The following is a 13393-nucleotide window of genomic DNA, read 5'->3' on the forward strand; positions in this document are numbered from 1 at the left end:
CAAGTAACATGAGCGCAGCTGCTTCCACTCCACTAAAGCCTCTCTTTAACTTGCTAGCCTCTTTAGATGGAGGCTAGCTTTAACCTGTAATCAAGCTTACTTTATATTGCTTAAGCTTTTGATACCTAGGTGGTTCGTGGCTGCTTATAAGCATTCCAATTGCCCTCTAATCGCTTCAACCCCTTAGTAGTAATAAAGACCAGCGCCATATAAATAACAGCTGCGGTTATAAATCCTTCATAGGCAACATAATACTGTCCATTGACCATTCTGCCTGCTTTTAAGATATCTAAAATGGTAATAGTGCTGGCGATCACACTGCCGTGTAGCATAAAAATGATTTCGTTTGAGTACATTGGAAGTGCTCGTCGGGTCGCACTGGGGAGAATAATCCTTCTCAATCGAAGTAACACTGGCATCCCCATTGATACTGCAACTTCATTTTCTCCCTGAGGCATTGTTTCAATAGCCCCCCTTAGAATCTCCGTCTGATAGGCCGCTGAGTTTAATGAGAATGCAATAAAGGCACACCACCATGGGTCTTTCAAAATCACCCAAAACACACTTTCTTTAATAATATCAAACTGGCCTGCACCATAATAAATTAGAAACAATTGAATAAGTAATGGCGTCCCTCTAAAGACATAGGTAAAGCACAGAATAGGATAATTAAAAAGTTTATTTCTATTCGCTCTTAAAAAAGCCAGAGGGATAGACAAAACCCAGCCAACAAAAAGAGCAAGTATCGTTAGCAAAACTGTATTAAAAGTGCCAACAATAAAAAGATCCCAATGATTAAGAGGAAGATTCCAATCAATAACCCCCCAGTCAAGCCAGTTTATTTTTTCCATAATACTATATACCTCTACTTACCATTCTATTTTTTCGATTAAGAAAATAGAAAATAAGCTCTGAAATCATGGTTAATATAAGATAAGCAAAAAATGCAAAAATCAGAAATGTAAATGGGGATTGATACTTCAAGCCTATCGCTTTAGAAACATAAGTAAGTTCCTGTAAACCCAATACGGAAACAAGCGATGTTGTTTTTATTAACACAAGCCAGTTATTAGTAAAGCTCGGTAATGCTATCTGCAGCATTTGTGGAAAAATTATGCGTTTAAATATCAATACTTTAGACATACCGCAAGCAATACCAGCTTCTCTTTGCCCTTGGGGTATAGCAATAATTGCACCTCTAAAGGTTTCGGTCATATAAGCACCAAAGATCAAGCCAATAGTAGAAACACTCGCAGTAAACTGCCCTATTTCAATATAGCCCCAGAGCCCTGTGCTCTGCCCTATATGATTTAATGTTTGTTGACCTCCATAAAAAATCAGCAGCATAAGAACTAGGTCAGGAACACCACGAACAACCGTCGTATACATATTCGCTAGGCGATTGGCTGTGGAATTACTGCTTAATTTTCCCCAAGCACCAATCAATCCTAAAATCACAGACAACATCAGTGAAGACACTGCTACCGCAATACTCCAAAGCATTCCCTGAAGAAGAATGCTTCTAAACTCCCAAATTTGCTCCATTGACCTCTCCTAAAATTAAGATCAAAAGGGAGTTTAGAATGCGCTCCCTTTTGATATCATGAACAGTCGATTTTTATTTCAAACTTGGGATATTTTTTAGTTTTATTTCGCCATACTTATTTGCATAACCATGCGTTGCTGGCTCTCCACCTAGATGCATAAGAAGCACTTTACTGCCTTTTTCGAAGCGGTTTTCTTTGACTAATTGCCTCAAACCTCGAACCGCTTTCCCTTCGTACACTGGATCTGCTATAAGCCCCTCAGTACTGGCAAAAAGTTTAATTGTCTCGAAAGTATCCTTATCCGATATGCCATAATCACCAGTATCACCGACAACAATCTCAATATCAGATTCAGTAATCACTGGCGACTTCCCTAGTAACTCTAAGGTGTCATTAGCAATGCGTCGTACGCGCTTTTTCTTAATTTCTGTTTCATCGTCATCTGGAATCCCAATGACTTTTGTCTTTACATTTAATGCTGAAAATCCAGCAACTAACCCTGCTTGGGTGCCGCTACTACCGGTACAATGAACAACATAATCAAACTGTTTTCCTTCTGCCGCTGCTTGCTCAACAATCTCTGCTGCACACACGACATACCCTAACCCTCCCAACGGATGATCGGATGCTCCTCCTGGAATCAAATACGGGTTATCCCCTTTGTCTTTTAAATGCTGAACTAAATCATCAAGCGGTGTTTCATCTTCAATCGGTCTTTTTACAGTGTCTTCATATAGCTCAGCACCCATTAATTTGCTGTATAAAATATTGCCAGCCTCTCGATAAAAAGGACCACTGTCTTCTGTCCAACCAGCGTGCATCAAAGCACATCTCATACCTAACTTTGCCGCTGCAGCAGCTGTTTGGCGCGTATGATTTGATTGAATAGCTCCGACCGTTACCAACACGTCGTGTTTTTTACTAATAGCATCGCCAATTAAAAATTCTAATTTACGAGTTTTATTTCCACCGCCAGCCAAGCCTGTTAAGTCGTCTCTTTTTATCCATAAATCGAGGCCACCTAGGTGTTCAGCAAAGTTTTTCAGTCTGTGCATTGGTGTCGGTAGTTGCGCTAGTGAAGCTCTAGGCCAATCAGATAATTCACGTAACGCTTTAATTTCTACTGAATTCACTTCCATTTTCATTTCCCATATCAATTTATTTTATTTAAAACAGTTTGGTGTCGATCAAATCAATAAGCTAGCAATAGCAAGGTCTTCTAAACCAAGCCCTGTTGAGCGGAAAAATATTTTCCCTTCTTTAGGCGGTTTAACAGAAGAGCTACATAAATCCATTAAATCACCACTAATGCTTCCTGCCTCCCAGGTACCATTTTCTATGGAAATTATCATTTCCCCTGCGGTAATGGGTGCTGTTTCTTTATAGTCACAGAACACGTTGAAATGCTTGAGATCCCTTGGTGATATTTCATGAGCATTGACTACATTAGTACTAATAGAAGTAACCACTGCATTTTCTTTTAGCCATTCGTATTCAATAACTGGGGTTCCAGAAGAAGTACAAAGCATAACAACATCAGCATTCTCTACTGCTTTTTCTGCGGATAAAGGAACATCGTATTTAATATTATGATTTGAACAAAATTCATCCATAATACGTTTTTCACTTTCATCATTATTAAGAGAAAGAGACCAAATATTAATTTCCTCCCAGTCATGCTGAGCGGCGACGTATTCAAGATGTTTTTTTGCTACCGCCCCAGAACCGATAATCGCTAATTTTTTTGCCGACTTAGGTGTCAAATACTCCAAAGCCAGCGCCGTTGTTGCTGCAGTTCGAATGGTCGTTAATGCATAGGAATCACAGAGCAATAGCGGTGTTCCAGTAGCAGTAGACATTAATAATGTATAAGCTGTGACCGGCCGTTTATTTTGTTCTGCTAGGGCTTGAATATATGGGGATACTTTCACCCCCATAATATTAAGATCGTGAATCAGACCTGGATAAAAAATACAATCTCCAGCGCCTTTAGGAAATGGAATTACCATTTGGCCAGGCTGAACAGTTGATTGGTTTGCTAGTCCTTTAAAAGCGTCTTTCAATGCATTTTTCACTAAAGAAACGTCAAGTTTATTTAGTACCATTTCTTCATCATATAATTTTATACTGTCTTTCATAAAAATTAATCCTGATATTTTCTTTGAAGTTAAAAATAGATTTTGTTATTCACCATAAACATCAAAGTCAAAATATTTATCATTAATTTTTTTGTAGACGCCATTCTCACGAATTTTCTCAATAGCTTTCGTGAACTCATCTTTTAAAGTATCGCCTTTTCTTACCCCAATACCTAACCCCTCTCCGAAGAAGTCTCGTTCTTCATGGTTTTCACCAAAAAATGAAAAGCCTTTTCCAGAGTCGGTATGCAAAAAACCTTTAGACAGCGCTATTGAATCCGCTAATATCGCATCAAGTCGCCCCGCGGTAAGGTCCAAATAAATTTCTTCTTGAGAGCCGTACTCTCTAATGGTGGAGTTTGGATAAGTGAACTTTAAAAAATCTGCATGAGGAGTGGAGGATTGAACGCCGATTATTTTTCCGGCAAGTGTGCTTGGTTTATCATCGGAAAATTCACCTTTTTTAGCGACGAATTTACCTGGTGTTGCATAGTATTTTTTAGAAAAGTCAATTATCTTCTGACGCTCTTTTGTAATTGTCATTGAAGCAATAATGGCATCATATTTTCTCGCTAACAGGCCCGGTATCATGCCATCCCAGCCTTGTTCCACCATGACGCAGCTTCTCTTCATTTCCTTACAAAGCGCAAATGCAATATCGACATCAAAGCCAATGAGCTTTCCATCAGATGTTTTTTCTGAGAATGGTGGGTAAGCACCTTCTACTCCTATACGTAAAGTATCGGACGCATTCGCGATATTGACAGAAAGACCGAATAAAACACCTATTACTGAGAATGTTATTTTCTTCAACATAATATTTCCTTTTGGATTTTCATTTTTTAATAATATTCTTATAGTGCTTAAAACTTAGTTATTTGTGCTGTTTAGAAATTGCTGAAAACGTTTTGATTTTTGATACATGAAAATATCTTTAGATAAGCCCTGCTCTTCAATCCGACCTTCATGAAGAAAGATGCAGCGGTTAGACACATCTCGCGCAAAACCCATTTCATGGGTGACCACCACCATAGTTCGTCCTTCTTCAGCTAAGTCCCGCATAACAGTCAGCACTTCCCCTACAAGCTCAGGGTCTAGCGCTGACGTTGGCTCATCAAACAGCATTACCTTAGGATTCATCGCAAGCGCCCTTGCAATAGCCACACGCTGCTGCTGACCTCCTGACAAATGATTGGGGTAATAGTCAGAACGATCATAAATACCTACTTTTTCCAAAAGTGAATGAGCCTCTTCAGTAGCCTCCGCTTTATTTTTTCCTAATATATGAACGGGGCCTTCAATGATGTTTTCTAAAATCGTCATATGAGACCAAAGATGAAAACCTTGAAACACCATGGCTAAATTCGTTCTTATTCGCTCTACTTGACGGATATTTTCAGGCACTAACAAACCCGCTCGATTCTTCTTCATTTGAATCTCTTCTCCATTTACGGAGATACTGCCGGATGAAGGGGTTTCCAATAAATTAATGCATCTTAAAAAGGTGCTTTTTCCTGAGCCGGACGCACCCAGTATCGAAATTACATCCCCTTGGTTTGCGGTTAGACTCACACCCTTAAGCACATCTAAACTGCCAAAATTTTTATATATATCTTGCACAACAAGTGCTGGTGTAATCTGTGCCATGGTTATCCTCAGAGCGAATAGAAATATTTGTTTTGAAGTCAAAAAAAGCATAGATAAAGCAGTGAGTTGAATAAACCTATAAAAAATATACAATCTTTAGTAAAACTAAACTAAGAGAAATATATGTTTAATAATCAAGAGCTTCTAACATTGATTGCTGTCATAGATAAGGGTAGTTTCGAGTCTGCGGCAAGATCATTATTTGTTACAACAGGGGCGATATCTCAGCGAATTAAATCGCTTGAGAATAAGTTCGGAGCACCAATCATAATCCGTAGCTCTCCTCCAAAACTAACCAAGAATGGGGAGAGAATTATGCTATTGGCCAGACAAATATCATTACTACAAAAGGAGGTTGTTGACGTATTAAGCGCGAAAAAAGAAGGGCGAGCATCAATCCCCATCGCGGTTAATTATGACTCTCTAACATCTTGGTTTTTAAAAGTAATTACTAGATCTTGTGTGGAGACTGATATTTTATTGGACATCAAAACCACTAGCAAAAGCGCCACGCAACAGTTATTAAAAGATGGGACTGTTATTGCCGCGGTAACACCTTCTCCAGAAATCATTCCAGGGTGTAAGGCGGTTAGCTTAGGTGCGCTAGAATATTTACCTGTTTGCTCACGTCAGTTTTATCAAGAAAATTTTAAGAAAGGCGTATCCAAACAGTCATTATTGAAGGTTCCTGCAATCTACTTCTCAAATGAAGATTATTCAGGAAATTCATTTTTGAAAAAATTCGACCTCTCACCTGAAGATATTAGAAGGTACTTTGTTCCTGAGACTGACGGCATCATTGAAATGGTTAAAGCGAATGTAGGCTGGGCTCCCTTACCTAGATTTTCGCTAGAAAAATACAGTGAAGAAGACCTAATCTGTTTTGATCCTCATGTCTTTACTGTTGAGCTATTCTGGAAAACTTGGGAGTTATCGTCATTAACTATCCACAACTTTAGCCAAATAGTACTCCAAGAAGCCCGTAGCCACCTCCTGCAAAACTTGCCGGATACTAATAGTTAGTCTAAAACCCCTAATATTGGCCATCCAACTATTAAGGGTCTTAAATAGCCATAAGTTAATTAAAACCTATTGCGCTTTCTTAGCAATACGATAAGCGTGCAGTAAAGGCTCTGTGTAGCCAGCAGGCTGTTCCTTGCCTTTAAACACTAGATCGCACGCGGCGTTAAAGGCGATGCCATCAAAACCCGGTGCCATGGGTTGATACAAGGGATCACCCGCATTTTGTGTGTCTACAATCGCGGCCATGCGCTTTAAAGCCTCCATCACCTGTGCTTCGCTGCAAACGCCGTGTTCTAACCAGTTGGCTAGATGCTGGGACGAAATTCGCAATGTCGCTCTGTCTTCCATTAAGCCGACATTATTAATATCTGGCACTTTAGAACAACCGACACCTTGATCTATCCAGCGCACCACATAGCCTAAAATCCCTTGTGCGTTATTATCCAACTCGAATTTGATTTGCTCTGCACTAAGCGAACTTGGGTCATCCATTAAAGGAATATGCAAAATATCATCCAGACTGGCTCGCTGGCGGGCGGCTAACTCTTGCTGACGTTGCCGTACATTAACCTGATGATAGTGTGTGCTGTGCAAGGTGGCACCATTGGGTGACGGTACCCATGCCGTGTTGGCGCCAGACATAGGGTGGCCGATTTTTTGCTCTAACATGGCGGCCATTTCATCCGGCATTGCCCACATACCCTTGCCGATTTGCGCCTTGCCCGGCAAGCCGCATTCAATGCCAATGTCGACATTCCAGTCTTCATAGGCTTGAATCCAGGGCTGTTGCTTCATGATGGATTTGGGGACAAACGCACCCGCTTGCATGGAGGTATGGATTTCGTCGCCGGTGCGATCCAGAAAGCCAGTATTAATAAACACCACGCGCTCGCTGGCGGCACGTATACATTCTTTAAGATTCACCGTAGTTCGACGCTCTTCGTCCATAATGCCGATTTTCAAGGTATTACGTTTCAGTTGTAGCACCTCTTCGATGCGAGCAAACAGCTCAACAGCAAAAGCAACTTCTTCAGGGCCGTGCATTTTAGGCTTAACGATATTAACGCTGCCAGCACGGCTATTTTTACGTGTTGTGGCGCCATTTAAGTCATGCATCGCTGCATACGCCGTGATAAAGCCATCCATAATACCTTCCGGTATTTCATTGCCTTCTCGGTCTAAAATCGCTGGATTGGTCATCAAATGTCCGACGTTACGAATGAATAGCAAGCTACGGCCAGGTAACGTCAGGGTTTCACCTGTAGGGCTGGTATACGTTCGATCCGGGTTCATGGTACGCGTTACTGTGTTGCCCGCTTTTTCAAACTGATCTTGCAAGCTGCCCTTCATTAAGCCTAACCAATTGCGGTACACCTCGACTTTATCTTCTGCGTCTACCGCTGCAATGGAGTCTTCACAGTCCATGATGGTGGTGATCGCCGCTTCCACTAATAAATCTTTGACGCCCGCTTTATCGGTTTTGCCAACCGGTGAATTGGCATCTATTTGAATCTCAATATGCAAGCCGTGATTTTTTAGCAAGATAGCGCTAGGAGTGAGCGCATCACCCTTAAAGCCCAGCAGCTTCTCGGGCGACACTAAGCCAACACTGTCCCCTGAGAGCAAGGAAACACGCAAATGGCCGTCCACTACCTGATAACCTGTTGCGTCTTGGTGAGAGACGCCTTGCAACGGTGCCGCTTGGTCTAACAGCTGCCGACCAAAGGCGATGACCTTATCGCCACGGCGTGGATTGTAGCCAGCGCCCCTCTCTGCGCCGTCGCTATCTGAAATCGCATCGGTGCCATACAAGGCATCATATAGGCTCCCCCAACGGGCGTTGGTGGCATTCAATGCAAAGCGCGCATTTTTAACCGGCACGACAAGCTGCGGCCCAGCTTGTTCAGCGATCTCTTGGTCTACATTCTGGGTGGTGACTTTAAAGGCAGGCCCTTCTGGCAGTAAGTAACCAATGTCCTTTAGAAAGGCTTTATAGGCGCTGGCATTGTGGGCATGGCTTCTATTCGTTCGGTGCCATTCATCAATTTGCGTCTGTAATGCATCTCGCTTTGCTAACAAGGCTTGGTTTTTAGGAGCAAGCTGTTCCAAGCTCTCTTCTAAACCTTGCCAAAAATCTTTGACATCTATCCCTGTACCAGGGGCTATCTCTTCATTGACTAAACGCCATAAATTTTCCGCTACCTGTAGACCACCTTGCTGAATTCGTGTCGGCATCGCTTTGTCCTTATTATTAACTGCTGATGAATTATTTATATCACTTTATTAAAAACTGAAACAGCTGTTACGGCGCCTAGCAAGACAATATTTCTCTCCACGCTTTCTACTGTGCTTGTCATAAAAGCGACTTAAAGTGTCATATAAGCCTGTCACAAAGCGCTAAAAAAACATCAAAAAGCCTCGGATAGCACTTCTAAAAACGCTTATGCACTAATTTTATGACACTTTCTTCCAAATTCATGATCATTTGAAAAGACAAGATAAAAAGTGAAGCGATCAAAAAAATATTATTTAAATTCATCAACTTATAAAAAACACTAGCCCAAAAAAACGGCATTTGAATGGTTTTCAGCAAGATAAAATGCGACGAGAAGAGGCATTTTTCACGTTTGGTAACCAAACTGTCATAAAACCTGTGCAATATGTCTTTCCAGACAAGAGTGATAAGCCAAAAACATTCATTGTCTAGCAGACATAACGATGAGAAAAGATGCGGGCAAAAACGCCTAGCATCTTAGTTACAAAATGATAATTCACGCTGAACATTATAAAGGATACGCTCTCATGAAACGCATTTTTGCAAGCTTGGCTGTTTGTGCTGCCGCAACCGCATTGACTGCTACATCAGCTTTCGCTGCCGAAAACATCACTGGTGCTGGCGCAACATTCCCATACCCGATTTATGCAAAATGGGCTCAGTCTTACAACAAAGAAACTGGCGTTCAATTGAACTACCAATCAATCGGTTCTGGTGGCGGCATCAAACAGATTTCAGCAAAAACCGTTGATTTCGGCGCATCTGACAAACCATTAACTGCAAAAGTTCTTGAAGAAAAAGGCATGATGCAGTTCCCAATGGTAATGGGCGGCATTGTTCCAATCATTAACGTAGAAGGCATCAAACCTGGCGAATTGGTTCTTGATGGCGAAACGCTTGCGAACATCTTTCTAGGCAAGATCAAAAAATGGGATGACGCAGCGATCAAAGCGTTGAACCCAGGCGTTAGCTTACCTAGCAAACGTATCTCTGTTGTTCACCGTGCAGACGGTTCAGGTACAACATTTAACTTCACTTACTACTTAGCTGACATTTCTCCTGAATGGAAAAAGAATGTTGGTGTTGATGCCTCTGTACAATGGCCAACAGGTACCGGTGGTAAAGGTAACCAAGGTGTTGCTAACTACGTTTCACAATTGAAAAACTCAGTGGGCTATGTTGAGTATGCTTACGCACTACAAAACAACCTAACCTACTCAAAAATGAAAAACAAAGAAGGCAACACAGTAGCGCCTACCATGGAAGCATTCCAAGCTGCGGCGGCCGGTGCTGATTGGACGCACTCTGATGGCTTCTACTTGATTCTTGCTAACCAACCTGGTGCGAAAAGCTGGCCGATGACTGCTGCGACTTTCATCCTTCTTCATAAGAAAGTTGAAAACCCAGAAGCTATCAAATCAGCGCTTAACTTCTTCGATTGGGCATACAACAACGGTGACGCTGCTGCAGAAGAGCTTCACTATGTACCATTCCCTGGCAGCGTAAAATCTCTAGTACGCGATGCTTGGGCGAAAGAACTAAAAACAGCTGACGGCAAGTCCGTATACATGGGTTCTTAAGCGAATGACTAAACCCAACATGACTCTCGTCGAAAACTCTAATACGAAAGCTCATGAAGAGGCCGCTGGATCATTCCAGCGGTCTCCTCGCTTCATGAATGGTGAGGCTTTTAACAGCACATTCAAATGGCTTTCTATTGGTTCCGCGCTTTTTATTCTGGTTATCTTAGGTGGCTTCTTTGTTTCCTTAACCGTAGGTGCATGGCCTGCCCTAAGTAAATTTGGCTTGTCCTTTATTTGGACCTCTACTTGGAACCCAGTTACCGAACAGTTTGGTGCTTTGCCAGCCATTGCCGGCACGCTCATTACTTCTGGGATCGCCATTATTATTGCTGTGCCTCTTGCGTTCGCCATTGCTATTTACATTACTCAATTGGCTCCAAGATGGTTACGTCATCCGCTAGGCATTGCAATTGAACTCTTGGCCGCTATTCCAAGTATTATTTATGGTATGTGGGGACTTTTCTTCTTCGCTCCGATATTTGCCGAATTCATTCAAGCACCCGTTATTGATGCGTTTGAAAACGTGCCATTTTTATCAACTATCTTTGCTGGTCCTGCGATAGGTATTGGTATGGCAACGGCTGGTATTGTATTGGCCATTATGATTTTGCCTTTTATTGCTTCCGTGATGCGCGATGTAATTGACACTGTGCCAAAACGCTTAAAAGAAAGTGGTTATGCCATTGGCGCCACCGACTGGGAAGTAACTCGTGCGATTATTATTCCTCACTGTAAAACAGCCATGACAGGGGCTATTTTTCTAGGCTTAGGCCGTGCATTAGGGGAAACCATGGCCGTTACCTTTATCATTGGTAACGCGAACCGTATTACCGCCGCTATTTTTGCACCCGGCAACACAATTGCATCGACTATTGCAAACGAATTCCAGGAAGCTTACTCAAGCATTCACTCCTCGTCTTTGATTGCACTAGGTTTGTTACTGTTTATTATTACTTTCATCGTTCTCGCTGTTGCGCGCATGATGCTTAATCGAATTTCGTCCTAGGAGCTGTCCGTGAACGCTGTCATTAGACGTCGCCATTTCTCTAACGCATTCGCCCGCGTTCTTATCATTGCTGCCACTATTTTGGTTGTGGCAATGCTCATTTGGATTTGCTCTGTGCTGATATACGAAGGTTTTTCAGCATTCAAACCTACTTTATTTACTGAGATGACGCCTCCTCCTGGTGAATCTGGTGGCTTAGCGAACGCAATCGTGGGTAGCTTCTTGCTCGTGGGTGTCGCCATGTTGTTCGCAACACCGGTTGGTATCTTAGCTGGCACTTATTTAAACGAATATGGTAAAGGCACTTGGTTGGCCTCTACTATTCGTTTCGTAAATGATGTTCTACTAGCAAAACCATCTATTCTGGCTGGCCTGTTCATTTACGAGATTATAGTGGCGCCAATGGGAAGCTTCTCTGGTTGGGCTGGCTCTGCCGCTTTGGCCGTTATCGCGATCCCAGTTGTTGTCCGTACCACAGAAGATATGCTTAACCTTGTTCCAAACAGCATGCGAGAAGCCGCTTACGCTTTGGGTGCGAGTCGCTCTAAAGTTATTTTATCTGTGAGCTACCGTGCCGCCCGAGTGGGTATGACAACAGGTATCCTTTTATCTGTCGCGCGTATTGCAGGGGAAACAGCACCATTGCTATTTACCGCACTGAACAACCAATTCTGGTCCACTGATATGACCTCGTCGATTGCGAACTTACCAGTGATGATCTTCCAGTATGCAATGAACCCTTATCCGGATTGGCAAGCTCTTGCATGGGCTGGTGCATTATTAATCACCTTAACCATCCTTGCTCTATCTATTATTTCGCGAGTGGTGTTACGCTCAGCGAATGAACAACACTAATTTTGGAAAAGACTATGGAAATGACCATGACTCCAGCAGATTTAACAAACATTGAGCCAGGCAAATCAGAGTCTGCCAATGAGGTTGATATTTCGATTCGTGATTTGAACTTTTATTACGGTAACAATCACTCTCTAAAGAATATAAACCTTGAGATTGGCCGTAATGAAACCACGGCAATCATTGGGCCATCAGGTTGTGGTAAATCCACATTACTGCGTATTCTGAATCGCATCTATACACTTTACCCAGGTCAGGAAGCGAGAGGGGAAGTGATGATGGATGGCCAGAACATTCTGGATCCGAAGGTCAATGTGTCTGCATTACGAGCTCGCGTGGGTATGGTGTTTCAATCACCAACGCCTTTCCCTATGTCGATCTATGACAACATTGCTTATGGTATTCGTCTTTATGAGAAACCATCGCGCCGTGAAATGGATGCTCGAGTCGAGAAAGCCTTGCGCAGTGCAGCATTGTGGGACGAAGTAAAAGACAAGCTACATCAAAGTGGTCAAAGTCTTTCTGGTGGCCAGCAACAGCGTTTGTGTATTGCCAGAACCATTGCTTTGGAACCTCAAGTACTATTGCTTGATGAGCCAACGTCTGCTCTTGACCCAGTTTCTACTTCTAAGATTGAAGATTTGTTGGACACACTGCGTGACGAGTACACTATCGTTATCGTAACGCACAACATGCAACAAGCGGCTCGCGTCTCTCAGAAGACAGTCTTCATGTACTTAGGTGAAGTGGTCGAAGTAGCCGAAACAGATGAAATGTTTTTACGTCCGAAAGAAGAACGTACTAAAAACTACATTACTGGTCGTTTCGGTTAGTAAAAAAATAAGGCGAACTCAATGTTCGCCTTACGATAAGATGATTTGGTGCCCGAAACAAAATGGGCATCAAATCGGTCAGCTACGCTTTAAAACCTTCCTTCAAAACCAGCTTAAAATCGCATTCATACCCTGTACTCCCCTCACCGCCAAAAAACAGCCGAGCGAAAACAGCATCAGGTTGATGACCAAGGTCGACCAAAATACCAGGCGAAAACGGGTTTTAAGGGTTTTATGACGGTAATATTTTTGTCCCAACAAAGCGCCCGGCCAGCCACCTAACAAAGCGAACCAATGCAGCCTAGACTCTGGAATTCGATACGCTTGTCGCTTTGCTGCTCCCTTGTCCCAACCATACAGAGCAAACGTCAGTAGGCTTATAAGCAAATAGTAGATAAACAGAATAATTGATAAAGACACTGGGGGTTCCTAGTCTAAACTTAATGCTCTCAGGGCTAATGTGCTCCCTAAGCGTAAGCGCCCACA

General features: G+C 42.5%; 13 protein-coding genes. 5 read left to right on the forward strand and 8 right to left on the reverse strand.

The features are described 5' to 3' along the window. Positions 1-125: 125 nt before the first annotated feature. From DFP81_RS13660 to DFP81_RS13685, 6 genes are all read right to left on the reverse strand, one after another. On the reverse strand, positions 126-851 hold the full coding sequence (locus DFP81_RS13660; protein WP_220342978.1) for an ABC transporter permease: 726 nt from the start codon (positions 849-851) through the stop codon (positions 126-128). Between the two features lie 4 nt (positions 852-855). Continuing rightward, positions 856-1545, reverse strand: a complete 690-nt coding sequence (locus DFP81_RS13665) for an ABC transporter permease (RefSeq protein ID WP_181903098.1) — start codon at positions 1543-1545, stop codon at positions 856-858. Between the two features lie 73 nt (positions 1546-1618). Next, positions 1619-2692: a 1-aminocyclopropane-1-carboxylate deaminase/D-cysteine desulfhydrase gene (locus tag DFP81_RS13670; protein WP_220342980.1), complete on the reverse strand. Its 1074-nt coding sequence runs from the start codon at positions 2690-2692 to the stop codon at positions 1619-1621. A gap of 42 nt (positions 2693-2734) precedes the next feature. Beyond that, on the reverse strand, positions 2735-3685 hold the full coding sequence (locus DFP81_RS13675; protein WP_115898457.1) for an ornithine cyclodeaminase family protein: 951 nt from the start codon (positions 3683-3685) through the stop codon (positions 2735-2737). Positions 3686-3730: 45 nt separating this feature from the next. After that, positions 3731-4501, reverse strand: coding sequence for a transporter substrate-binding domain-containing protein (locus DFP81_RS13680; protein ID WP_115898458.1), 771 nt, complete (start codon positions 4499-4501; stop codon positions 3731-3733). A 54-nt stretch (positions 4502-4555) separates the two neighbouring features. Next, a complete protein-coding gene (locus DFP81_RS13685) occupies positions 4556-5332 on the reverse strand; it encodes an ABC transporter ATP-binding protein (RefSeq protein ID WP_115898459.1) in 777 nt (258 codons plus the stop codon). 123 nt (positions 5333-5455) lie between these two features. Between DFP81_RS13685 and DFP81_RS13690 the strand changes: the two genes are divergently transcribed. Next, positions 5456-6355: an ArgP/LysG family DNA-binding transcriptional regulator gene (locus tag DFP81_RS13690; protein ID WP_115898460.1), complete on the forward strand. Its 900-nt coding sequence runs from the start codon at positions 5456-5458 to the stop codon at positions 6353-6355. A 66-nt stretch (positions 6356-6421) separates the two neighbouring features. On the opposite strand, the gene DFP81_RS13695 is transcribed toward DFP81_RS13690, so the two are convergent. Next, positions 6422-8590 carry a malate synthase G gene (locus DFP81_RS13695; protein ID WP_115898461.1) on the reverse strand — a complete coding sequence of 723 codons (2169 nt, stop codon included), beginning with the start codon at positions 8588-8590 and terminating at the stop codon, positions 6422-6424. A 567-nt stretch (positions 8591-9157) separates the two neighbouring features. On the opposite strand from DFP81_RS13695, the gene pstS reads away from it, so the two are divergent. Genes pstS through pstB form a run of 4 tightly spaced genes read left to right on the forward strand, consistent with a single transcriptional unit; the run spans position 9158 to position 12907 of the window. After that, on the forward strand, positions 9158-10210 hold the full coding sequence (pstS, locus tag DFP81_RS13705) for a phosphate ABC transporter substrate-binding protein PstS (RefSeq protein ID WP_115898463.1): 1053 nt from the start codon (positions 9158-9160) through the stop codon (positions 10208-10210). A gap of 4 nt (positions 10211-10214) precedes the next feature. Then, positions 10215-11219, forward strand: a complete 1005-nt coding sequence (gene pstC, locus DFP81_RS13710) for a phosphate ABC transporter permease subunit PstC (RefSeq protein WP_245959170.1) — start codon at positions 10215-10217, stop codon at positions 11217-11219. A gap of 9 nt (positions 11220-11228) precedes the next feature. Beyond that, positions 11229-12074 (forward strand): phosphate ABC transporter permease PstA, encoded by an 846-nt coding sequence (pstA, locus tag DFP81_RS13715; protein ID WP_115898465.1) that lies wholly within the window; start codon positions 11229-11231, stop codon positions 12072-12074. A gap of 14 nt (positions 12075-12088) precedes the next feature. Further along, positions 12089-12907 (forward strand): phosphate ABC transporter ATP-binding protein PstB, encoded by an 819-nt coding sequence (gene pstB / locus DFP81_RS13720; protein ID WP_281272040.1) that lies wholly within the window; start codon positions 12089-12091, stop codon positions 12905-12907. 102 nt (positions 12908-13009) lie between these two features. Here the strand turns inward: pstB and DFP81_RS13725 are convergent, their stop codons facing one another. Further along, a complete protein-coding gene (locus DFP81_RS13725) occupies positions 13010-13327 on the reverse strand; it encodes a DUF1294 domain-containing protein (protein WP_115898466.1) in 318 nt (105 codons plus the stop codon). Positions 13328-13393 lie beyond the last annotated feature (66 nt).

This window comes from Marinomonas pollencensis (assembly GCF_003387375.1).
GTDB classification, from domain to species: domain Bacteria; phylum Pseudomonadota; class Gammaproteobacteria; order Pseudomonadales; family Marinomonadaceae; genus Marinomonas; species Marinomonas pollencensis.